Here is a 22,599-nt window from a genome sequence, read left to right as displayed (position 1 = left end):
ACATCTAGCCTACTTCACCCGGTTTCGCTCCTAGGTCGTTCTGCGCAACCCCATTACGAATGGGATTACGAATGGTATTCAGCTGCAGCGTCCTCACAGCACGGCGATGGCCTAATGTTAGCTTGACCACAGTGATTACGGCGACAGCCAGGACCAGGCCGACAATCTTCAGACGTGGCCCCGGTCTTGCTATATTGGATACGTTGCGGTTCTTAACGAGATAGAGGGAGCGTACCTCCATGGCAGAAGGACAAGAGCTCCTGTTGCGCAAGGATCTTGAACGGGTTGTCGACCGTCTGCACCAGGAGCGTACCCATGTGGCTCCCTATCAAGAGGATTACCGTCGACTGCTGGACAACCATGGCAAGATGATCCGTGCTGCCATGGTGATCCTCTTTGCCCGTGCCGGAGCACGAACCGGAGGGCGTCTGGACGACATCGTCATCACCGGCGCTGCCGCCATCGAGATGCTTCATCTGGCTACCTTGGTCCACGATGACGTTCTGGACAATGCCCCCATCCGCCGCAACAAGCCCACGATCCACACCATCCGGGGCAACAAGGCCGCAATCTATCTAGGAGATCTGATCCTTTCACGCTATATGGAGATCATGGCCTCCATCGCCCCTGACACAGCCTTTATCCGCGAGCAGGCCGGCACGGTCTGCGAGATCGTAGGCGGCGAACTCTACCAAGAGTCAGACCGCCACCACACACATACAACCATTAACGACTACGACCGAGCCATCTCCGGCAAGACCGCAGCCCTCTTCCGCCTTGCCTGCCTGACTGGGATTCGCCTTGATGACCAGCCGACTGACCCCGCTTTGGAGCAGACCGCCAGAGACTTCGGCGGCAATCTAGGCATGGCCTTCCAGATCATCGATGACATCAACGACTTCGATCTGGATCGCGACACCGGCAAGCCCAAGCTGGAGGATATTCGCGACGGGATTTACACTCTGCCGGTTCTGCTGGGGTTCCAGGAGGACGAAAACTTCAGAGCCTTGGTCCAGCAGGACGATCCCGACCGTGTGGTCGACTATCTCAGAGCCCACCCACAGCTGATGGAGAGCAGCCGGCAAACCGCCAAGGACTATTTAAAACGGGCTTCAGACAGCCTGGAGGATTCCCACATCGACAAAGGCGTGCGCGACCTGTTGCAGCGAATCACAGTTAAACTGACCGCCCAAGTCTGACCGAACCTGAACGAGTGAGGCCAGTCCCTGTATCAGGCATATGCCGAACCTGCATTACATCCGTCGCTTCATGCTCGGCATTGCTCTCTTTTCCGAATTTCACCACTGTCCGCCGCTGATGGAAAACCCTTAGGACAGCAAATCCCCCGTTCCGAACCATGCAGTCCGAAGCGGGGGATTTACCGAAGGGGAAGGAAGTGTTTAAGTTCAGTCGAGCATCAGGCCAGGGCTACCCGGGCCGGTGCGCCATGCACCTTGGCAGGCTGTGGCCCATTGCCGTCATCCGGCTTGTAGAAGGGTCCCTGATGCAGGGTCCTCCTGGTGTAGAAGACCATGACTCCGCCCAGAACCAGGAAGAGCAGGAAGTAGACAATGCAAGTGAAGAGCAGGTTCGGCACCGTGCTGGTGGGCGAAACCCCATCGGCAATGGTCTGATAACCGTAAACCAGCCATGGATAACGTCCAAGCTCAGTCACCAGCCAGCCACTGGTCGTCGCAGCGAAGGGGGCGAAGGTGAAGATGCCCATAATCCAGAGCTTCCAACGCGAGGTGAACAGGGTGTTCTTCTTCTTACGTGTGAACCAGAGCACCAATGCTGATATCAAGGCAAAGGCAAACCCGATTCCGACCATCAGGCGGAAGACCCAGAATAGGGTGGTGACAGGCACATAGTAGTTCATGTCCTTGCCAAACTTGGCGTCGTACTTCTCGTGCAGCTCTTTGTTGACGGTGTTCATGCCCTTGACGGCGCCCGTCTTCTTGCCGTAAGCCAGCTGTGACATGGCTCCGGGAATCTCGACGGATCCCTCGATCTTATGGTCCTTCTCATTGATCAGAGCCACGGCATTCCAAGGGGCGGGATCACCCGTGTCCTCGTAGATGGCCTCGGTGGCGGCCAGTTTCATAGGCTGATCGGTCACGATGAACTTGCCCTGCAGATCGCCGTAGGTGATCACGCAGATTGAGCCAATAAGCCCGATCAGAGCGGCCAGACGAATGGACTTGGTGAACAGGTTGACCTTGGCCTGCTTCTCGGAGTCAGCTTCGACAGCGGCCACGGCCTGGTCCTTGTTCCCCATGTGCATCCTCAGCAGGCTGAAAGCGCTGCAGCCCATGACCACGAAGGCCCCTGTGCAGACAGCGGCGAAGAAGACGTGGGGGAACTCAATCCACAGCTGGGGATTGGATACGACGTCACCAAAATTGCGCAACCGAACATGGCCGGTGGCCTGGTTGATCTCAAATCCAACCGGATGCTGCATGAAGCTATTGGCAGCCAGAATCCAGATGGCAGACATGGAGGAACCCAGGAAGGTCAGCCAGATGAAGACCGCATGCACGGCCGGCTTGAAACGGTTCCAGGTGAACATCCACACGCCGATGAAAGTTGATTCCAGGAAGAATGCAACCAAGGCCTCGATTGCCAGGGGGGCTCCGAAGATGTCACCCATGAACCTGGAGTAATTGGACCAGTTCATGCCGAACTGGAACTCCTGGATGATACCGGTGACCACACCGACCGCAAAGGAGAGCAGGAAGATCTTGGACCAGAACATGGTCATCTTCTTGTAGACATCCTTCTTGGTCACCACATAGATAGTCTCCATGATGGCGACCGCCAGGGCCAGACCGATGGTCATAGGGACATAGAAGAAGTGGAATATCGTCGTCATGGCGAACTGGAATCTTGACAATCCCAATACAGTGAACATCGTTCCTCCCAATCTCTGCAGGGTTCGTCGGGCGCGGGTACACGGGTCGAATCCGGACAAATTCAGATATGACCAGGCTCATGCCCACGAGAACCTTTCAGCTCTCCCCGACTTCGCGACCTGGTCGCTTCCACGGGCTCAGGTTTCCATGCCGTCCAGTCCATGAACCGACGGCGCACGGTGACCGGCCGGGATGCCATCCGCCAGGATCGGCGACCCGACAACCGTGCAAAAGTCATTGCTCGGGAAACAGCCTGATGGTCATTCAACAGGGTTCCGTCCATCTGAATCTGACTGCTTCTCTGAGTATATCCCTTGACCGGCACCCTTGTCCACGTCCGAGACGTCCATGCGATAAAGTTCACGAAAACGGGCGTTTTCACGGTACAGATCGACCGGGCGCCCCTGCATGGCGATGTGCCCGTCCTGCATAAAGATGACCTGGTCGGCCTCCTCCAGCCCCTGAAGGTGGTGAGTCACCCAAAGAAGTGTGCGATTCTGGCTGACCTTGAAGATCATGGCCATGAGCCGCCGCTCGGTTATGGGATCCAGACCGATGGTGGGCTCGTCCAGAAGGATGATCGGGGTGCGCTTGAGCACGATCCTGGCCAGGGCCAGACGCTGGCGCTGCCCGCCTGAGAGTCGGCCGCCGGCCTCATCAACCGGCGTATCTATTCCTTGGGGCATGTCAGCCACGACCTGATCCAGCTGTACAGCCTTCAAGGCTTGGCGAACCTGATCGTCATCGGCCTGAGGGGCACCCAGACGCACATTGGAGGCAATGGTGGTGTTGAAGAGGAATGCCTGTTGGTTCAGGTAGCCGAAAAGCTCAGGACGCTGATCCTGCAAGGCATCGACCGGTATTCCATTGATCAAAATGCGGCCGCTGGTTGGGCGCAAGTCGCCCAGGAGCAGCTGAAGAACCGTCGTCTTGCCTTCGCCGCTGGGACCGAGCAGGGCCACCCGCTGCCCACCCTCGATTCGCAGGCTGAAGTCGTCCAGCAACAGGGGGTCATCAGGGCCGTAGGAGAAGCTGACATGGTCGAAGACGATTGACTTGATCGGCCCCTCCAGCTTGGTCTGGGCACTCGGCTCAATTCGCCGAGACTCTACACGCTCGGTCAGATCGTTCAGATGGTCCAGCGAGTCTGTGTAGAGAGGAACCTCAGCCACAGCCTGGGAGACCACGATGAAGCAGTCGACCAGGGGGAAAACCGCCAGGACCACGGCTGCCGCGAAGTCTGCAATGGAGGTAGAGCTGGTCATACGCAGATCCGCTCCAACAATCAAAGCCACCACCATGAGGGCGAAAATCATCTGGATGCCGCAGTTGCGCCAACGTTCGAACCGCTTCTGCTCTCTGCGGCCGGCGGCGATGTCGTTGAAGTCGCCGGACGCTGTATCCACGAAGCGCCGCCGACGGTGGGTGATCACCCAATCCCCCAAGCCCATGTAGCTCTCGGTCACTGCAGTGTACTGGTCCTGCCGCCGCGCCTTCTCCATGTCGTAACGCCCGTCTGAATAAGCCAGCGAGACCAGCGGGACCAGAATCAAGATCAGGGCGAAAAGCAGGAAAAGCAGGAGCGAGGTCAGCCAGGAGAAGACGCCTACGGCGATGGTGACCACCACCCACATCATGTAGGCCACAACCGTGGGGAAGATGGTGCGCAGGTAGAAGTTCTCCAGATGGTCCAGGTCGTCCGAAAGCATGCCCAGGACCGTGCCCGTGCGCTCATGCTCATTCAGGAAGGCCGCGTCCTGCGAGAGGGTGCGGTAAAGCTGAACCCGCAGCTTGGAAACCACGCGCAGCACCCAGTCATGACTCTTGATGCGTTCCAGATACTTGAATGTGGGCCGTCCAATGCCGAAGGCCCTGGTCAGAACCACCGGCACGTATACGGCGAAGATATTGAAGGGATGGCGGGCCGACCTGCTGATCAGGAAGCCCGAGGTGAACATGAGTCCAGCCGCGCACACGAAGGTGATGGTTCCCAGGAAGAAGATCAGGGCAAGCAGCCCCTTGTTTTGACGAAGGTATGGCCAGAACCAATGATCCTTGTGCCAGATATGCATATAGCCCGACAGACCGCGGCCGCGGCGGGAGGCCTTCGACGATCCCATGCCGTCTCTTCCGGCGGTTTCAGTCCTGCTGGTAGTCGGCAATCTGGTTCCCTCCCATCTCATCGATCAGCGCATCCAAGGGTCCGCCCCGACCAATCAGCTCATGCGGATCGCCCTGGGCCACGATTCGTCCATGCTCCAGCATGATCACCCAATCCATGTTGGCCAGCCAGTGCAACCGGTGGGTGGCCAAGACGACCAGATGCCCGTCCATAATGGGCAACAAAGTCTGCTTCAGGTCGTATTCCGTCTCGATGTCCAGGTGGGCAGTGGGCTCGTCAAAGAACAGAATCTCGCGCGATGGGTCCAGGATGCCCCTGGCCAGGGCGATTCGCTGGGCCTGACCGCCGCTGATGCCGCGGTTGCCCTCCCCAATTTGAGTGTTCAGACCGTCTGGCAATGTTTTCAGCCAGTCGGTCAGTCCGGCTCGATCGGCAGCACGAGCCACCTCGGCATCGTCTGCCTCTTGGTTGTAAAAGCGGATGTTGTCAGCCACAGTGCCGTGGAAGATGAAGGGGTTCTGAGGAATGTAGCTGATGTGCCGCTGCCAGGCAGCCACGTTGCAGTGCTCCAGCTGATGACCATCCAGGTCGATGGTGCCCGCCTTGGGCTGGTCAAAACCTGCCAGCAGATTCATCAGCGTAGACTTGCCGGCTCCCGAACGACCGACTATGGCCACCTTGGAAAAACCGTGCAGGTTGAAGTTCAAACCGCTCAAAGCCAGAGGCTGCTCCTCCGAACTCCCGGCGGATCCATTGATCTGCGAATCTGCAACAGCTTCGGCTCCGGTTCCCTGCGATGCCGTGGAACCGGACTTTACCGAGGACGGCCTCCCATCACTGTCGTGAACCTTGGATGCCTTGGGCTTGCGGCTCTTCTTGCTGGTCTTTTGACTTTCGGACTTGGCCATGGCATCCATCTGCGCCCCGGCTGAGGCATTGCTCTCCACCGGCTTGGGACCAGGATAGGCGAAGTCGATTCCTTCCAGGCGCAGGTGGCTGTCTTCCTTCCACCCGGGCCAGTCCAGTTCCTCCAAACGCTTGGGCTCTGGCTGGTCCAGCATATCCGCGATGTCGTCCAAGGCGTTCTTACCGTTCAGAGTAGCGTGGAAGTCGTCGCCGAACTGGCGGATGGGCATGAAGTACTCAGGAGCCAGAATCAGGGCCAGAAGGGCTGGGAACAGTTCCACCTTGGCGTTGATCAGGTTGTTGCCCAGGAAGACGGCCATGATGGCTATAGCCAAGGTGGCAAAGAAGTCCAGAGCAAAGGTAGATGTCATGGCCACCCGGATAACGCTCATGGTCCTCTTGCGGAAGCGGTCCGAGACCGAATAGATCTCGTCCTCGTACTCCTTGTCAATGCCCAGCATCTTCAGGGTCGGCAGGCCCAGAACCGTATCCATGAACCTGGTGTTGAGCTTGCGGAACTGAGCGTACTGCCGACTGGAACGATCCCTGGCTGCCAGGCCCAGGATGACCATGAAAAAGATAAGCAGGGGCAGCATGAGCAGGAGGATGAGCCCGGAACCTGCATCCTGTGTCCAGACCACCACCAGGACGATCAGGGGAATGAGGATGAGGTCCATCATCTTCGGCAGGACCGTCAGCACGTAGGTGCGCACCTGATCAAGACCGTCCACCAGCATGGTGACAGCCGAGCCCGTGCCACGCCGAGCGAGAGCTGATGGTCCCAGTGAAAAGACCTTGTCCTGAATATGGGGCCGCAGCTCAGCCACGATGGCATCGGCACGGTCGGTGGCGATACGATCCTTGGCCACGTCGCAGAGCTGTCGACAGGTGTAGGCGGCCAGAAAAATCAGCACTGGCACCACCAGAACATTCAGGTTCTGAAGGTGCCAAATACGCACCAGAGCCAGGGTCAACCCATAGGCCTGAGCCACCACACCTATTCCCTGGACCAGGGACAGGGCAGCCAGCAGGCCCAAGGTGGACCGGACTCCGTCGAAACGGAAGAGATTTTTGTCAATCAATGCATTATCCTCCGGATGCGCTCCGGTCCTGCCAGCACTGCCCCCCTGCCTCCTTTAACTTTCAGACGGTCTCAGCCACGGTGGCCGAAGGGGCCACAGGCGAGGTCAGGTGGGCGCCATCAGTGTCCAGCCGCTTGCGCTGGATGAAGTAGCTCCAGATGAAGTAGGCCAGCATGATGGGCAGGAAGATGCAAAGCACCACGGTCATGATCTTCATGGTCAGCGGTGAAGCCGAGGCATCCTGGATCAGCAGGTTGTAGGCCGGATCATCAGAGATCATCACACGCGGGAAGAGCCCGTTGAAGATAAAGGCGATGATGGCCATCAGGGTGATGCCCGAGCAAGTAAAGGCGTAGCCGCCGTGCTTCTTGAAGACGGCGACGTGGCCTCCAATGACGGATGCCAGGATGATTACGGTAATCAGCCAGGTGGACAGGGGGCGTGCCTTGTAGAAGTCGGTGTTGAAGATGGCCAGGAGCACGAAGACGACCAGGGCCGGATAGGCGATCCAGTAGGCCTTCTCGCTCACGTTGAGCATCCGGCGGGAATCCATGACACCAAGCTTCAGGCTCAGGAAGTGCAGGCCATGAACGAAGCTGAAGAAGACGACAGCAATGCCGCCGACCACGGACAGCCAGTTGAACACATCGAAGAACCCGGGCCAGGCATCGCCGTTCTTATCCATGGGGATGCCCTGGATCAGGCTGGTCAGCATCATCCCCAGGAAGAATGGCGCGAAGAGCGAGCCGATGAAGTTGGCCCACTGCCAGACACCACGCTCACGGCTGGTCAGTGCATGAGAGGCGAACTCGAATGAAACGCCACGCAGAATCAGAGAGACCAGCACCAGGAAGAGCAGGATGTAATACCCCGAGAAGAGGGAGGCATACCAGAGCGGGAAAGCGGCGAACATAGCGCCGCCGGCGGTGATCAGCCAGACCTCGTTGCCATCCCAGTGGGGACCAATGGCCCTCATGAATGTGGCGCGCTCATCACCGTCGCGGGCCACGAACCTGGTAGCCATGCCAACGCCGAAGTCGAACCCTTCAAGCAGAAGGAATCCCGCAAAAAGCAGGCCAATGACAAAGAACCACAAACCTTGTAGAAAACTCATGCTAATGCCACTCTCCTCTCGCTCCTGCCGATCCGCACACTGGCACGGGGGCCTCCGCAATCCTGGCGGAGGCCAAGGTCGGCCACAGTTTCCGCCGGAACGAGGAGGAGCAGGAGGTAGTCAATGATGTCGATGAACACAGAGCCGATGGACGTCGTCTCCCAGAACGATCCAATCCGAGGCTGGATAGGGACGAACACGCGCCGCATTCTCATGACCTGAATCATGTTCGTCCTCTTCTTCCTCGTCGTCTAGCCCCTTGCGTCCATCGAGACGCTGGTTCAGTTGCTCTCCAACATGGTACGCACGTCGGCCAGCTCCAGGACCGACCGCTCGTTGACGATCCACTTCAGTACCGAGACCACCTTGCCCTTGAGCTTCAGCGTGCCCATTCGGTCGATTTCGGCAACCCCGTCATGGGGACCGAGAGAGCACACGGTCCCTAGGCTTCGGAAAGTGAACCGCTGGGGCTCCTGCCCCCGCATTCTGGCAAGGACATTCGCGGCCGCGGTATCAGCCTGGGCCATCGAAATCTGTGCAGTGGTTGGGTAGAGCCGACCCGATTGGGGGTCGGGAACGGCACTGACATCACCCACCAGGAATTCCTCTGGATGCTGTTCGACCGATAGGTCATCCCTGACCACTACACGGTTACGCTTCTGATTATACCCGGAATCGGCAATAACGTGGCTGCCACGCACACCCGTTGTCCAAATGATCGTATGGGCCTTGAACTCCTGGTCATTGGAGATCACGGCATCCTGCCTGACCTCGGTGATGGGAGTCGAGGTGTGGAAGTTGACTCCGCGCTTGCGCAGGAAATCCACAGCCCAGTCGACCAGGTCCTGGCTGAACATGGGCAGGATCTTGGGCGAGGCCTCTATGCAGTCTACCTTGACCTGATCCATGGGGAAGCCCAGACGCTTTGAGAGCTGAGGCAACCGGTAGACCAGCTCGCCCAGGTACTCGATGCTGGTGAAACCTGCACCGCAGACCACAATGCTCAGATCCAGCGGATCATGGCTGGTCTGGTATCGGGCCAGCGTCTGTTCCAGCTTCTTGCGGGCCGCCAGAGCGGTGTCCACGTCAACGAGCGGCCATCCGTATTCATCGGCACCCTTGATGCCGAAGGTCTCGGACTCGAAACCCAGGGCGTTGACCAGGTAATCATAGGAGAGGGGATCGTGGTGCTCCAGGCTGACCCGGCGGTTGTCCTGATCGATGCCGACCACCTTGTCGACGATCAGCTCCACCGAATCAGGCAGGGACTTGCGCAGGTCGAAGACCACATCCGCCGGCTCCTTGGTTCCAGCCGCAACCTGGTGCAGCTGGGTGGACTCGTAGTGGTACTCGTTCTGATTGACCAGGACTATATGGGCATCAGTTTTTGCATGATCCAGCTTCTTGACCACGCGAAGACCCGCATAACCAGCTCCCAACACCATGATTGTCGTCATAATCACACACCTCTACCGAAAAAATCGTACGATGATTCATATACCGGGTGATGTTGCCCGATCAGCCGATGATTGGGTTCATCACTCAAGCTTCTATGCTCAAAGTATCAGATTCCATCATCGGAAACTCTGACATAGCAGTCTGCCGAGCCTCCTCTTTTTGTTTGCTTGCTCACACCGTGAGCAACTCTCGTGGATACCGCCGGCCGCCGCTTTGCAAACCAGAAGCATTCCTGGAATCCATGGTAATGCGTAAATAATGGAGAGCGGAACACCGTGTCGGTGTTCCGCTCCTTGGGACTCTATGTCTCTATCGCTGGGGTACCTGGACTCGAACCAAGAATGGATGAACCAGAATCACCTGTGTTGCCAATTACACCATACCCCAATTGGCTGTGCGACAATCGCTTGGACGGTTGCCACATGTCGTACCCCCGACCGGATTTGGACCGGTGTTGGCGCCGTGAGAGGGCGTAGTCCTAGACCGCTAGACGACGGGGGCTTCACTTTTCGCCGCGTACGAACCCGGTTCAGCAGGTCAGTAGCACAACAAAAAAGAAATATACCCGCTCAGAGGTTTTGGCGCAAGTTGGTCATCCTTCGGAGTGTTGTGTTTTTGCCCAGGATTTCCAGAGACTCGAACAGGGGCGGCGAGACCCGCCTTCCCGAGACCGCCACCCTAACCGGGCCGAAGGCCAGACGGGGCTTATAGCCGCCCTCATCCACGAGTGCCTGAGTGAGCAGGTCGTGCAGGTGATCGGTCTTCCAGTCCTGGTCTGACACATCCTGTAGGGCGGCGATAGCCAGGTCGAGTACCTGACCAGCAGAGTCCTTGAGCTGTTTGCGGGCATCCGGCTCGGGCTCCAGGTACTCCTCCTGGCTGAGCAGACTGCCCACCATGCCGGACACCTCCCCCAGCAGTCGCACGCGAGGCTGGACCAGGGGGGCGGCAGCGGTCAGAATTCGCTGCTCACGATCACTCAAGTCCTGCCAGTGCTCGGCACTCACCAGTCCGTCACGCTTGAGGTAGGGCAGGGACCGGTTCAGGAAGTCCTGCGGTTCCAGCATGCGGATGTGCTCGGCATTGATGGCCACAGCCTTGTCGATGTCAAAGTGGGCCGGATTGGCCTTGACGTCGCGGATGTCGAAGTGCTCAACCATCTCCTCCATGGAGAAGACATCGCGGTCGGGGCCGATGGACCAGCCCAGCAGGGCCAGATAGTTGAGCAGCCCTTCGGGAATGAAGCCGTGCTCCCGGTGCAGGAAGAGGTTGGATTCGGGGTCGCGCTTGGACAGCTTCTTCTTGCCCTGGCCCATGACGTAGGGCAGGTGTCCGAACAGGGGCATGGCCCGGGCTATGCCCAGCTTCATCAGGTACCGATAGAGGACGATCTGCCGGGGGGTGGAGCTGAGCAGATCCTCGCCGCGCAGAACCACATTGATGCGCATCAGGGCATCATCCACCGGATTGGTCAGAGTGTAAAGGGGATCGCCGTTGGGGCGCACGATCACATAATCAGGCACGGACCCGGCCTTGAACTCGATATGCCCGCGAATCAGGTCGTCGAAGGCGATGTCCTCGTCAGGCATGCGGATGCGCAGGGCGGGCTGCCGACCTTCGTCGCGGAAGGCCTGGCGCTGTTGGTCGCTCAGGTCGCGGTCGTAGCCGTCATAGCCGAAAGCGGCCGGACGGCCAGCGGCCAGGTTGCGCTCCTTGATCTCATCGGCGGTGGAGTAGGACTCGTAGGCGTAGCCGGCTTCCAGCAGTTGCCGGGCCACATCGCGGTAAATATCGCCGCGCTCGGACTGCCGGTAGGGGCCGTCCGGGCCGCCGACTTCAACACCCTCATCCCAGTCCAGCCCCAGCCACTTGAGGGCCTCCAGGATCTGCTGGTAGCTCTCCTCGCTGTCACGCTGGGCATCGGTGTCTTCGATGCGGAAGACGAAAGTGCCATGCGAGTGCCGGGCCTGGGCCCAGTTGAAGAGTGCGGTTCGGACCATGCCTACATGCGGGGTGCCGGTCGGCGAGGGGCAGAAGCGAACCCTCAGATCCTTAGGCAGGTCGGGTTTGGCGTCGTGATCATGCTCATCAGTCATGACACCCATTGTGCCCCGGCAAGGCGACGTAGACCAATTCAGGGCAGGAGCCGGTATCAGCCTCGCTGCTGCTCCTGCTGCCGGTCCTTGCTGTAGGTCTCCGGAATGAACCTGGTCTGGTCATGCAGCTTGGGCCAGATGACGACCCGGCCCTGCTCCAAGGACCGTGGCACGTCGATAATCCGCTGGTTGTCCGAGCCTCGGAACTGCAGCAGGCTGTTCTTCCGATTCTCCAAGTAGCGTCCGTCCACCAGCACATCAAGGTAGGAGATCAGCTGGGCCTTGTCCGGGGTCTCTCCCGGCCGGTTCAGCTCCTCCCAGGTGTAGCCGGTCCAGCACCAGATATCCTTCTCGTGGCCGAACTCACGCCGGATGCGCTCTGAAAGGCTGAGTAGCATGGGCGTGTTGAGCAAGGGCTCCCCGCCCAGATAGGTAATGCCCTGCACATAGGACAAGGACAGGTCCTTGATGATGCGGTCCTCAAGCTGCCGGGTATAGGGGTGCCCGGCGCCGAAGTCCCAGATGGAGGCGTTGTAGCATCCCTGGCAGCGGAAGGGGCAGCCGCTGACGTAGAGGGAGCAACGGATCCCCTCGCCGTCGGTCATGACCAGGCGCTTGTAGTCCGCCACGATTCCCCGACTGAGCCGGCGACCGTCCCACTGGCCGGCCTTGGGATTGTTGGTCAGCGCAGAGGGAACCCCCGGACCGCGCCCCTGCTCATCAGCAGCGAAGTCACGGTGGCTGCCTGTCTTTCTCATGGCTCCCTGTTCGTCCGTCATCTGGTCCTCCTCATGACAATGGCGGGCCGCAAACTACCCGGCCCGCCATCTACTGCGTCTTTTCAGAGCTTATTCGGCCTTGTCGTCGAACCACTCCTTGGTGGATCCGTCTTTGAGGACCACGTGGCCAGTCTCGCCCTCCATATGCTTGACGCGGTGGGCAATCTCCTCGTGCCTGCCATGGACCATGGGCCGCTGGACGGGGTTGCCCAGGTAACCGCAGGTGCGCTTGGTCACGTTGCACTTGTCAGGGTCGTCGTTGCCGCATTCGGGGCACTTGAAGCCATCCTCGGTAGGCTCGAAGTCGCCCTCGTAGCCGCAGACGAAGCAGTGGTCGATGGGTGTGTTGGTGCCCAGGTAACCGATGCCGATGTCGTAGGCGTAGTCCCAGACCGCCTCAAGGGCCTTGGGGTTCTGCTGCATGGAGGGGAACTCGCAGTAGTTGATAAACCCGCCCGAGGCCAGGTAGGGGAAGTCCCGCTCGTAGCTGAGCTTCTCCATGGGCGTGGGCCGCAGCCAGACCGGGTAGTGGAAGCTGTTGGTGTAGAAGTCGTGGTCTGTCACGCCGTCGACTACACCGAACTTCTCCTTGTCCATCCGGGCAAAGCGGTCAGTCAGTGACTCGGCCGGAGTGGAGTAGACCGAATAGTGGTATCCCTCAGCCTTCTCCCACTGCTTGCAGAGCTGGTTCATCCGGCGCACGATGCTCAAGGCGAACTCCTTGCCTTCCGGATCCCAGCTGTGGTCCTTCATCCAATCCTTGCCGTAGAAGACACTGGTGGCCTCATAGAGGCCGATGTAACCCAGTGAAACGGTGGCGCGGCTGTTGCGGAAGAGCGTGTCCACGCTGTCGGTCGGCTTCAGCCTGCCGAAGGCGCCGTACTGGTAGAGGGTGGGGGCGTTGATGGGTGTTGCCTGCTTGCAGCGCATGATGCGGAACTGCAGGGCATGGTGGGCCACCTCCATGCGCTGGTCGAAGATCTTCCAGAAGCGATCCTTATCGCCGCGGGACTCCAGAGCGATGCGGGGAATGTTGACGGTGACGACACCCAGGTTCATGCGTCCGTCTTCCTCATCCTCGCCCGTCTCGGGGTTGGTCCAGGCCTGCAGGAAGGAGCGGCAACCCATGGGGGCCTTGAAGGAACCGGTGATCTTGACCAGGTTCTCATAGAAGACCACGTCAGGGTACATCCGCTTGGTCGAGCACTCCAGGGCCAGCTGCTTCATGTCGTAGTTGGGATCGCCCTCGTCTGCATTCAGACCATGCTTGATGGTGAAGACCAGCTTGGGGAAGATGGCGGTGTGGCGATCCTTGCCCAGTCCGCGGATACGAATCAGGAAGATGGCCCGCTGGATCTCCCGGGCGAACCAGGAGGTGCCCAGGCCGAAGCCCACGGTGACGAATGGGGTCTGCCCGTTGGAGACACGGTTGGAGTTGATCTGGTACTCCATGGTCTGCATGGCATCGTAAATGTTCTTGCGGGTCAGGATCTTGGCATAGACCTGACGCAGCCGAACAATCTGCGGAGCATCCAGATCGAAGGGGGCATCCTCGCCGATAGGGGCACGATCGTCAAGGTGGAGCCAATCGGCCTCCCTGGCCTTGAGGCCTCGGACGACATCCTTGGCCACGTCGATGGGCTCCTCGTCCGGCAGGACGGCCTCAGCCATGGAATAGTTCTTCTTGTAGTCCAGACGCGCGTACTTGTCCAGCATCTCGTCGCAGCGGTTGACGGTCTGGCCGCCGTACTGGGAGCCGGCGATGTCCTTGATGATCTGGGTAATCTGCGTAGCGGCCGTGCCGATGGACTTGGGCGAGTCCATCATGGCGTTGCCAAGCTCGAAACCGTGGGCCAGCATGTCGCCGAAGTCAGGCAGGGAGCAGTTGGTCTCGGCCGTAAAGGGCGAGTAGTCCGCGTCATGGAAGTGGATGTCGCCCTTCATATGGGCATTGGAGACATCCTTGGGCAGCATGGCGAAGGCCGAGGCCTTGGAGACCGCGCCGGCCAGCAGATCACGCTGAGTGGCGTAGACGTTGGCATCCTTATTGGCGTTCTCGCGCACCAGAGTCTCATCCTTGCTGGTCAGGCGGTGAACGGCCTCGTTGACATCGGTGGCCTTGGCGCGCTGAATGTCACGGTCGAGTCGGTAAGAGGTATAGGAGCGCGCGATTTCGTAAAGGTGGGCATTGACCAGGGCGTGCTCGACCAGGGTCTGGATGTCTTCGATCTTGACCGGGTTGGTGTAGCGGTCGGTGATCTCGGACTGGACGGTCAGGGCCATACCCCGGATCTGCTGGCGATCCTCAGGGCTGACCTCGTGCTTGACGTCCTTGAAGGCGGCTTCGATGGCGTTCATGATGTTGACGGGATCAAAATCGACGATCCGGCCGTCGCGCTTCTCGACCAGAATGCCATCGACAGCATCGCGATCCGAAATGCCACGCTCCTTCACGCTATCGGTCATGACCTCAGTATCCATCGTCACTCCTCATACGGTTGTTCATGTGCAGTTGCTTTGGCGTTCCCAAATTCCGTATTGGGAACGGCGAATCACATGGATGTCATTTTTGCTGACAGGACTCACTCTATCACGTCGTGACCACCATATGTAGTGCCTGAGGATGATTCGTTTCCTACATCTAGTTATTCCCGTGTTTTGTGAACTGAGTCACAAAGAGCGGGGTCTGGACAAGGGCGGCAAATGGCCGAAAGACCAGTAGAGGTCAGTTACAGGGACGACACAACTACCCGACACTCCGGTACCACGTACTCCTTTTGTCTAGACCTCGCGACAACGCATACGTCACCTCCACTCCAGCTTTCATATGCGAAGACACAGAAAGGCGGCCCTGGCCAAAATGGTCATAGCCGCCTGCAAAACGCAACGCTTAGACTGCTGGGGGATGGATGTTCGTCACCATTCCGTCGTAAGAGCAGACAAATCCCTCCCTGACGGCTGCTTCCTGCATACGTTCATAACTGGCATTGCCACGATGAGAGAAATGGTTGCACACGAACATAGTGTGCGAATCGGCCAGCCCCATCTTCACCATGCGGTCCCTGACTCGCAGGTTGTCAGAAAAGTTCATGTGGACGTCGGAACTGAGATCAGTCAACCCTTGGGTGCAATCCAAAGAAACGTAGTCGTATTTTAGCCCAGCTTTGGCCAGATCCTTCCAGGTCGATTCATAGAAGCAGGCCGTATCATGCGCATACAGCAGCCCGACTTGACCGTCTGTCAGTCCATAGAAGAGACAATCACCGAAATGATGGCCATGCTTTGCCTCAAAAGCATATACCGTGTAGGTCCTGCCATTCCCAGCCGTCACTGTGACACTGTCACCAGGATGAAGAGCATGATACGTTAACTTGTCATAATCGTAATGCTCCTCCAGGAAGAAAGCCCGCTCGTAAAAGCCTTGGACAGTTTCAGAGCCATAGACATCCATATGGGTTGGATTGTCATCGGCGTACGAATCCATGCGATAAGCCAGATCCTCACCGTAAAAATGATCAGAATGCCAATGAGTGATGAAGAGCTGAGTGATTGCCGGTAGATCAAAGTTCTTATTATTAATAAAATGGCAATAGGTATCACCAGGAAAATCAAGCAGGAGTGCATCGTCGACCAAAGCCTGGGACTGAGTACGAATTTCTCTGCCTCCGATGCGTCTGGCCTGCTTGCACAGATCACACATGCAGAAAATGCCGGGGATTCTTTCAGCTGCGGCTGTCCCTAGATGTTCAAATTTCATAATTGCTCATACTCCTTTGTGATGGATGTCAATAGTTATGCCTGGGCAGGTACGTCATACGATAACGACAAGAAGAGAACGTATGGACGCAATGGATTACTAAGCCAGCAAACCCCTTGGTACGAAGAGGGTTTGGGTACGCAGCCGACGATCCACGCTCATACCCTCCGGAGCCTGCCGCCCCGGCTCGATCATGGACAGGAGCATGTCAACGCCCTGACGGCCCATGCGATCCACCTGCTGGGAGATGACCGACACCTGGGGACTGATCAGTTGAAAGACCTCCAGGTCGTCGAAGGAGACTAGGGGCACACGCGAGCGCTGGTCGCTGTCCCATTCCATGGCGATGGCCTTGATGGCATCGGCCGAGTAGCCGAAGATAACGGCGTCCACTCCCTGACCGAGCAGGTGGCGCATGGTCGCGGCCGCCCGGGGACGGTCCTCGAATCCTTGGCGGACCACCAATCCCGTCAGCCCCTGACGGGCATCTACGCCGTCCAGAAAAGCCTGCTCGCGCTCGCGGAAGGTATAGGAGCGGCTCTCTGGGCCCGGGACAAAGGCCACTCGCCTGCATCCCCTGGCTGCCAGAGCGTCCAAGGCTGCCTCCAAGCCGGGCACCGGGTCAGAATCTACCAGAGGGACACCGGGCAGGGCCCGGTCGGGGCGATCCACGAAGACCACAGGGAATTCCCTTGCCAGCATGGTGCGCAGCATAGGCGACGTCGGCCCGTCAGGCACGACCAGAACACCGTCCATATGCCGAGACAGAAGGATGCGGTAATAGTCCTCCTCCCTGCTGGTTTGGCAGGAGGACACGCCAATCAGGGGCGCGTAGCCTGCCGAGTAGAGCTGGTCCTGGACGGCGTAGACCAACTCGGAGAAATAAGGGTTGCGAATATCGGGGACCAGCAGACCTACGGCATGCGAGCGCGAGGATCGCATGGAACGGGCTCGACTGTCGGGGATGTAGCCCAGCTCCATGGCCGCCCTGCGGACCCTGTCCTTGGTGGGTGGGGAGATGCGCCCCTTGTCATTGAGCGCCTGGGAGACCGTGGATACGGACATGCCCGCTTGCTTGGCCACATCACTGATGGTCACCGACATGGGAACCCTCCGTCGAACCCTACCGAAATCGGATGTCTTGCTCCGGACGAGACCGACAACGGTCGGCCCGCACAGACCTCTCGTGAGTTTCCAGTATAGGGGCAAATGATGCAACCTTTCACCACGGCGAGGCATGACCGGCTGGGTTGGACTAGAGTGGTCTTGTTCGCGCGGCTGGTGGCAGCAGCCGTGGCACACATCGCAGAATTCCATCGGTCAAGACCGTACCGGATCGTCGCGCGGGCTCCTCACCTTCCCGTAGCGGCCCCGATGCGGATGGGCACCAGGGGTGCCGGAGAGGCAAGGTGACAGTGATGAGCATGTCGGAGAATAGTGGCTTCAGGAGAACTCCCGGCCACAGACTGATCGTACGGGCGCTCGCCCTGGCAGCGGCGATCTGCATGGCAGCTACGAGTGCGGCCTGCGGGGCCAAGGGGGCAGATGACAAGGCCGATGATGGCTCCAAGCTCTCCTTCATGCTGGATTGGACGCCCAACACCAATCATGTGGGCATCTATGTGGCCCGGCATCTGGGCTACTTCGACAAGGCCGGCCTGAAGCTGACCATCCTGCCGACGGCCCAGGCGGGAGCCGAGACCTCCGTCCAGAACGGGGTCGCCGACGTAGGCTTCTCCAAGCTGAGCAACCTGGCCACCTTCAACTCCCAGGGATCCGACCTGCGGCAGGTCTTCAACATAGGTCAGCATTCCGTGGCACGTTGGTGCTCGCTGGCCTCGCGCACCGACATTAAGACCCCCAAGGATTTCGACGGCAAGACCTTCGTCAGCTTCGGATCGGCCGAACAGACGGCCGTGGTCAAGCAGATGATCCGCTATGCAGGCGGCAAGGGCGATTTCAAGCGGGTGACCAGCGGCACCAACACCTTCGCCACACTGACCAGCGGCAAGGGCGACTTCGCCGGCTTCTACGCCAACTGGGAGGGTGTGGAGAGCGAGCTCAAGGGCCCAGCCCTGCACTGCTTCACCCAGGCCGACTGGGGAGTGCCGGGCAACCCCGATCAGCTGGGCTTCGTGGTCAAGAATTCCTGGTTGCAGCAGGCCGGCCACCGTCGCGCCCTGACAGCATTCGTCAAGGCCTGTCTGAAAGGGTACAACTACGCCCTGAGCCATCCCGACCAGGCGGCGGACATCCTGGTCAAGGAGACCAAGGGATCGGCCATCGACCCGACCCTGGCCAAGCGCTCCATGGAGAGCATCGTCAAGGAGGGCTACTGGGTTGACAGTCCGGATCAAAAGAGCATCACCGGACTGATCAATGTCAAGGATGCCCAGGACTATCTGGACTTCCAATTCAAGGCGGGCACCTACCGGGATGCCAAGAAGGGCGACCACAACAAGGCCCCTCAGGCCACGGATCTGTGGACCGATCGGTACGTTCGGGAAGCAGCCGGTAAATGAGGTCGCGGAAGCAGAGCAGAACCCGGGCGCTGCCTCCGACCATCACCCTGCTGGCACTCCTCATCATCTGGGAACTGGCTGCCCGCTTGGGCGGAGTCAGCGAACAGGTTCTGCCGGCGCCCAGCCGAATCCTGGCTGCCACAGTGCAGTCTCGGGAGGACCTGCTGCCCGCCACCACCATCACCGCTCTTGAGGGCCTTCTGGGCTTCCTCCTGGCCTCGGTCCTGGGAATAGTGATCGGCCTAGCCCTCTACAGCTGGCGCACCCTGCATGATGCCCTCTACCCCCTGATCGCCGGCGCCCAGATGATTCCGCTGATCACCATCGCACCCTTGTTCGTGATCTGGTTCGGGTTCGAGCCTCTGGGCAAGGTGGTCATCGTGGCCGTCTTCGCCATCTTCCCCATCGTGGTCCAGACCTACCGGGGGCTCAAGTCCGTGCCGCGCTTCTACCAGGATGTAGCGCTGAATTGCGGGGCAACCCGGACTTGGACCCTCTGGCACGTCAAGCTGAGAGTGGCTGCGGGGCAGATCTTCGGCGGTCTGCGCATCAGCGCCGCCTATGTATTCGCCACCGCGGCCACCTCGGAGTATCTGGGCGCCAGGAACGGCCTGGGCATATGGCTGCAGTCAGCCTTCAACTCCTTTAGAACCCCGCTGATCTTCTCAGCCACCCTGGTCATCATCCTGCTGACCGCCCTCCTGCTGGGCCTGATCACCCTGACCGAGCGGCTACTGCTCGGCGATGCCGGCGATGATCACATGGTCAATCCGGACGACGAGTAAAGGGCGCTGCCACAGCAATCACCTACCGAATCTGACGGATTGGCCCAAGCAAGTGTGACGAGTCCCCCATCCTCTGCACTGGCCACGACTGGCAAGCAAAAGAACTGGCCTGCCATAATAGAGATGTACGCAAAAGTCAGATTCAGGATTATCAATAGAAGATGAGAGGGACGATATCCATGAGCCATCCAGATGATACGAACGACGGGAAACAGACCCCCAATGACCTGGGCTCCGCCAACGGCTGGTCCCAGAACAATCACACAGATGGAACCGGTTCAGGGCCCGCAGCCTACCCGAATCAGCCGCAACCAGACCAACCCGGCTATGCACAAGCAGCTTCTGACCAGAGCGACGTCTACCATCCAATCAACGAAGCCCAAAAACCTGCTGACGATTACCAACGGGAACAGTCATACCAAGGGCAGCCATACGGTCAACAGCCGCAGGGTCAACAGCCAGGCTACAACCAGCAACAGCCCTATGGTCAACAGTCCAATGAGCAGCAGTACTACGGACAGCAGCAGACGCCCTACGGTCAAAATTCGAATCCCGGCCAGGCCAATGGCCAGCCCAATGGTACGACCCCGCCAGCTGGCTATGCATCGGACAACTCTTATCAATCGCCTGAAGGTTGGTCGCAGGCAGGCTACCAATCGGGATATCAGGCAGGGTACCAGCCTGGACCCCAGGTCCCGCAGTATCCGGCCTACCCCTATGCGAACGCCGGCTTCAACGGCGAGCCGCCACTGAACGCACCCTGGTACGGCATTGACTTCGTAAACGCTTGCAAGCGTTTCTTCGTCAAATATTCCGTCTTCTCCGGGAGGGCCTCCCGTGGGGAATTCTGGTGGGTTTTTCTCATGATCTTCCTCATCGACTTTGCGGTTTCGATCATCACCTCAGGATCCGTCTTTGTGGGACGGATCCTATCCTTCCTGGTCGCCCTTGGACTTTTCATACCGAATCTGGCCGTGGGCATACGGCGACTTCACGACACCAACATGTCCGGCTTCTGGATACTCCTGCCCTTCGTAAGCGAGCTGGTGGGCGGCGTCCCTCTGGTCTTCGCCATTGTGGCTATCATCGACGGGCATCCAGGATCCTCGCTCTCCCTGCTTGGCTTGGGCGCATTGATCATGATCGCCGGAGCCGTCGCCGGGATCATTCTGCTGGCCCGACCCAGCGATCCACGAGGAGCCCGTTTCGACCGTTGAGTTCACCCTGCCCTTCGTCTTGACCGATGCCGAGGCGAAGGACAGAAGGTCTTAAAGCTCCACAGGAGGCTTGTTGGGGTCCTCAGGCACATGGGCAAACTTGGCCTGCAGGGCCTCGCGGCTCTTGCGCTCGTCGTCCTCCTTGGCCTTGCGCTTGGCCTCCTCGGGGTCCCAGAGCACCTCCTGACGATGGTGGTCCCACTCAGCGCCCACCAAAGGGGCCAGCAGGTCGGCGAAAGCCTCAGAATCATCCAGTAATCCCAGGGCACGGACGACATCCTCGTCAGACAGGAAAGCCCGGGGAATGCCCAGTCGCTCGTTGAGCTCATTGACATAGACCAGAATTGGCGCAGCCGTCGCAGCATGGTCAGGGTCAGCGCCTGCACGCTGAAGCAGATCACGGCAGATCTCCAGGCTCATAGCCAGGGCCCGGACCACCCCCTCCTTGCCCTGAGAGGATTCGGAAGATTCGTTCTGGTCATCCACGGACTGCTCGGCCTTGGCCACGCCAGCGGCCACCTCCTGCTGCCGGGCCTGATCCCAGCCGCTGCCCAAGGTTTCAGCCAAATCCGCAAGCATCTTGGACTGGTCGTCCTGCGCCTGTGCAGCCGCCTCGATGGCATCGTTGGCAGCCATGAGGGCATCCACCAGCTCCTGGGGACGGCCGGGGATGTCCTCAGCGCCCTCATAGACGTATTCTGCGTCGGGAATGGTCACATCCTCGCCCGTCATCAGCTGCGCCAGCACCATGCTGATACGTACCTGCAGGTCCTCCGCATACTTGGCATCGTTGGCCAGGTGCTCGGCATTCGTCAAGGGCCAAAGGTCTACCAGCCTGGCCCCCTGCTCAGCTGCCTGGGCCACGGCGGGCCGTCCGGCTATTGCCTCCGCGCTTGCCTGTACATCCACCATGATCATCACGCTCCTTCATCGGGTTCTCGGACAGTCATCCACGACAGTATCCCCAGCTATCCTAAGCCGCACAAGCGGTCTTTACACGCCTGCCGCCGGGTCCGCATAGGCGATTCCCAGAACTTTGCCGGTTTCACAGTCCAGGGTGATGGAGGTCACCGAAGCCAGGGCGGTGGCTCTGAGGAGCATATTGTGCTCGGGATGGCCGGTCTCCAAGAGATGACGATACGACCAGATGGGCGACTCATGCGAGACAGCCAGAACCTGTGCGTCAGGATGGCTGCGAACCACCTGCCGGACGAAATCCCCCACTCGCCGGGCGATCTGCCGATAGGACTCCCCCCAGCTGGGACGGCGAAGATCCAGGATCAGCCGCAGGTTGGAGGGTCGCCAGAGAGCCCCCTGCCCGTGACCGATGCGCTTGCCGCGGAATTCGTTGCCAGCCTCGATCAGGCGACGGTCATAAATGGGCTCCAACGGTTTCAAGCCGTGTTGGACACGAGCAGGGTTGATCTGCTCAAGCAGGATGGCCGTGGTCTCCCTGGTCCTGTCTAGCGGAGAAGAATAGACGGCCTCCAGATCGCGCAGACCGGGAGCTTCTGCCATGAAACGGGCCGTCGCCTCGACCATGGCCCTGCCCCTGTCAGACAGATGGAATCCCGGCAATCGCTCATAAAGAATATGATCGGGATTATCAACCTGGCCATGACGGACGAAATGAATGGTCGTCGCAGGCACGACCCACCTCCCAAGCTCCCCGACGGGCCCCTTAAGTGACCATGGCGGGGGGTAGAATTATCACTATCCGAATGGCACCGATCAGGCGCCAATATGGTTACCACTGTAGCAGTCCCCCCAGCACCCCAACTTCCTTTCGTGCGTCTAGGAGGTCTTGTGAAAACATGCTTCGGGACCGTGAAAACACCCAGGGAAAGCG

Annotated in this window: 17 protein-coding genes and 2 tRNA genes; 4 read left to right on the top strand and 15 right to left on the bottom strand. The window is 59.2% G+C overall.

Annotated features, from left to right (window positions below; genetic code table 11):
• The first annotated feature begins 239 nt into the window (after positions 1 to 239).
• On the top strand, positions 240 to 1,199 hold the full coding sequence (locus tag ACVWNW_RS06200) for a polyprenyl synthetase family protein (protein ID WP_454481721.1): 960 nt from the start codon (positions 240 to 242) through the stop codon (positions 1,197 to 1,199).
• 218 nt (positions 1,200 to 1,417) lie between these two features.
• Here the strand turns inward: ACVWNW_RS06200 and ACVWNW_RS06195 are convergent, their stop codons facing one another.
• From ACVWNW_RS06195 to ACVWNW_RS06135, 13 genes are all read right to left on the bottom strand, one after another.
• Positions 1,418 to 2,911 (bottom strand): cytochrome ubiquinol oxidase subunit I, encoded by a 1,494-nt coding sequence (locus ACVWNW_RS06195; RefSeq protein ID WP_046322412.1) that lies wholly within the window; start codon positions 2,909 to 2,911, stop codon positions 1,418 to 1,420.
• 261 nt (positions 2,912 to 3,172) lie between these two features.
• Positions 3,173 to 5,032, bottom strand: coding sequence for a thiol reductant ABC exporter subunit CydC (gene cydC / locus ACVWNW_RS06190; RefSeq protein ID WP_454481718.1), 1,860 nt, complete (start codon positions 5,030 to 5,032; stop codon positions 3,173 to 3,175).
• Positions 5,033 to 5,051: 19 nt separating this feature from the next.
• The gene (locus tag ACVWNW_RS06185; RefSeq protein WP_454481716.1) at positions 5,052 to 7,022 is read right to left on the bottom strand and encodes an ABC transporter ATP-binding protein/permease; all 1,971 of its coding nucleotides are present in this window, start codon (positions 7,020 to 7,022) and stop codon (positions 5,052 to 5,054) included.
• Between the two features lie 61 nt (positions 7,023 to 7,083).
• Positions 7,084 to 8,136: a cytochrome d ubiquinol oxidase subunit II gene (gene cydB / locus ACVWNW_RS06180; protein WP_110424831.1), complete on the bottom strand. Its 1,053-nt coding sequence runs from the start codon at positions 8,134 to 8,136 to the stop codon at positions 7,084 to 7,086.
• Entirely contained in the window at positions 8,133 to 8,363 is a 231-nt protein-coding gene (locus ACVWNW_RS06175) for a hypothetical protein (RefSeq protein WP_461196343.1), read from the bottom strand. Before ACVWNW_RS06175 ends, cydB begins: the two co-directional genes overlap by 4 nt.
• Before the next feature lie 54 nt (positions 8,364 to 8,417).
• Positions 8,418 to 9,593, bottom strand: a complete 1,176-nt coding sequence (locus ACVWNW_RS06170) for an NAD(P)/FAD-dependent oxidoreductase (protein ID WP_110424829.1) — start codon at positions 9,591 to 9,593, stop codon at positions 8,418 to 8,420.
• Positions 9,594 to 9,909: 316 nt separating this feature from the next.
• Positions 9,910 to 9,981 (bottom strand) — tRNA-Gln (locus ACVWNW_RS06165).
• A 41-nt stretch (positions 9,982 to 10,022) separates the two neighbouring features.
• A tRNA-Glu gene (locus ACVWNW_RS06160) sits at positions 10,023 to 10,095 on the bottom strand.
• Between the two features lie 68 nt (positions 10,096 to 10,163).
• Positions 10,164 to 11,690 carry a glutamate--tRNA ligase gene (gene gltX / locus ACVWNW_RS06155; RefSeq protein ID WP_454481713.1) on the bottom strand — a complete coding sequence of 509 codons (1,527 nt, stop codon included), beginning with the start codon at positions 11,688 to 11,690 and terminating at the stop codon, positions 10,164 to 10,166.
• A 56-nt stretch (positions 11,691 to 11,746) separates the two neighbouring features.
• The gene (gene nrdG / locus ACVWNW_RS06150) at positions 11,747 to 12,469 is read right to left on the bottom strand and encodes an anaerobic ribonucleoside-triphosphate reductase activating protein (RefSeq protein WP_082097687.1); all 723 of its coding nucleotides are present in this window, start codon (positions 12,467 to 12,469) and stop codon (positions 11,747 to 11,749) included.
• Between the two features lie 69 nt (positions 12,470 to 12,538).
• Positions 12,539 to 14,935 (bottom strand): anaerobic ribonucleoside-triphosphate reductase, encoded by a 2,397-nt coding sequence (nrdD, locus tag ACVWNW_RS06145; RefSeq protein WP_046323629.1) that lies wholly within the window; start codon positions 14,933 to 14,935, stop codon positions 12,539 to 12,541.
• A gap of 424 nt (positions 14,936 to 15,359) precedes the next feature.
• Complete coding sequence (locus ACVWNW_RS06140) at positions 15,360 to 16,226, bottom strand: MBL fold metallo-hydrolase (protein WP_454481710.1); 867 nt, start codon at positions 16,224 to 16,226, stop codon at positions 15,360 to 15,362.
• A gap of 99 nt (positions 16,227 to 16,325) precedes the next feature.
• Complete coding sequence (locus ACVWNW_RS06135) at positions 16,326 to 17,330, bottom strand: LacI family DNA-binding transcriptional regulator (protein ID WP_454481708.1); 1,005 nt, start codon at positions 17,328 to 17,330, stop codon at positions 16,326 to 16,328.
• Between the two features lie 401 nt (positions 17,331 to 17,731).
• Between ACVWNW_RS06135 and ACVWNW_RS06130 the strand changes: the two genes are divergently transcribed.
• From ACVWNW_RS06130 to ACVWNW_RS06120, 3 genes are all read left to right on the top strand, one after another.
• Positions 17,732 to 18,748: an ABC transporter substrate-binding protein gene (locus tag ACVWNW_RS06130; protein WP_454481706.1), complete on the top strand. Its 1,017-nt coding sequence runs from the start codon at positions 17,732 to 17,734 to the stop codon at positions 18,746 to 18,748.
• Positions 18,745 to 19,533 (top strand): ABC transporter permease, encoded by a 789-nt coding sequence (locus ACVWNW_RS06125; protein WP_198191525.1) that lies wholly within the window; start codon positions 18,745 to 18,747, stop codon positions 19,531 to 19,533. Before ACVWNW_RS06130 ends, ACVWNW_RS06125 begins: the two co-directional genes overlap by 4 nt.
• Positions 19,534 to 19,712: 179 nt before the next feature.
• Positions 19,713 to 20,750, top strand: a complete 1,038-nt coding sequence (locus ACVWNW_RS06120) for a DUF805 domain-containing protein (RefSeq protein ID WP_454481704.1) — start codon at positions 19,713 to 19,715, stop codon at positions 20,748 to 20,750.
• A 51-nt stretch (positions 20,751 to 20,801) separates the two neighbouring features.
• On the opposite strand, the gene ACVWNW_RS06115 is transcribed toward ACVWNW_RS06120, so the two are convergent.
• Positions 20,802 to 21,668: a hypothetical protein gene (locus ACVWNW_RS06115; protein WP_461196342.1), complete on the bottom strand. Its 867-nt coding sequence runs from the start codon at positions 21,666 to 21,668 to the stop codon at positions 20,802 to 20,804.
• Positions 21,669 to 21,743: 75 nt separating this feature from the next.
• Complete coding sequence (locus tag ACVWNW_RS06110) at positions 21,744 to 22,400, bottom strand: histidine phosphatase family protein (protein ID WP_454481700.1); 657 nt, start codon at positions 22,398 to 22,400, stop codon at positions 21,744 to 21,746.
• Positions 22,401 to 22,599 lie beyond the last annotated feature (199 nt).

The organism is Bifidobacterium sp. JNUCC 75, assembly GCF_054819865.1.
This window is presented reverse-complemented; position numbering and strand designations above follow the sequence as displayed.

What these genes read in the sequence shown, in the direction of transcription:
- ACVWNW_RS06120 (WP_454481704.1), top strand. Translation starts at nt 19,713, where the DNA reads ATGAGCCATCCAGATGATACGAACGACGGGAAACAGACCCCCAATGAC.
- ACVWNW_RS06195 (WP_046322412.1), bottom strand. Translation starts at nt 2,911, where the DNA reads ATGTTCACTGTATTGGGATTGTCAAGATTCCAGTTCGCCATGACGACG.
- ACVWNW_RS06125 (WP_198191525.1), top strand. Translation starts at nt 18,745, where the DNA reads ATGAGGTCGCGGAAGCAGAGCAGAACCCGGGCGCTGCCTCCGACCATC.
- ACVWNW_RS06170 (WP_110424829.1), bottom strand. Translation starts at nt 9,593, where the DNA reads ATGACGACAATCATGGTGTTGGGAGCTGGTTATGCGGGTCTTCGCGTG.
- ACVWNW_RS06200 (WP_454481721.1), top strand. Translation starts at nt 240, where the DNA reads ATGGCAGAAGGACAAGAGCTCCTGTTGCGCAAGGATCTTGAACGGGTT.
- cydC (WP_454481718.1), bottom strand. Translation starts at nt 5,032, where the DNA reads ATGGGATCGTCGAAGGCCTCCCGCCGCGGCCGCGGTCTGTCGGGCTAT.
- ACVWNW_RS06135 (WP_454481708.1), bottom strand. Translation starts at nt 17,330, where the DNA reads ATGTCGGTGACCATCAGTGATGTGGCCAAGCAAGCGGGCATGTCCGTA.
- cydB (WP_110424831.1), bottom strand. Translation starts at nt 8,136, where the DNA reads ATGAGTTTTCTACAAGGTTTGTGGTTCTTTGTCATTGGCCTGCTTTTT.
- ACVWNW_RS06115 (WP_461196342.1), bottom strand. Translation starts at nt 21,668, where the DNA reads ATGATCATGGTGGATGTACAGGCAAGCGCGGAGGCAATAGCCGGACGG.
- ACVWNW_RS06140 (WP_454481710.1), bottom strand. Translation starts at nt 16,226, where the DNA reads ATGAAATTTGAACATCTAGGGACAGCCGCAGCTGAAAGAATCCCCGGC.
- ACVWNW_RS06175 (WP_461196343.1), bottom strand. Translation starts at nt 8,363, where the DNA reads ATGATTCAGGTCATGAGAATGCGGCGCGTGTTCGTCCCTATCCAGCCT.
- nrdG (WP_082097687.1), bottom strand. Translation starts at nt 12,469, where the DNA reads ATGACGGACGAACAGGGAGCCATGAGAAAGACAGGCAGCCACCGTGAC.
- ACVWNW_RS06130 (WP_454481706.1), top strand. Translation starts at nt 17,732, where the DNA reads ATGGCAGCTACGAGTGCGGCCTGCGGGGCCAAGGGGGCAGATGACAAG.
- gltX (WP_454481713.1), bottom strand. Translation starts at nt 11,690, where the DNA reads ATGACTGATGAGCATGATCACGACGCCAAACCCGACCTGCCTAAGGAT.
- nrdD (WP_046323629.1), bottom strand. Translation starts at nt 14,935, where the DNA reads ATGACCGATAGCGTGAAGGAGCGTGGCATTTCGGATCGCGATGCTGTC.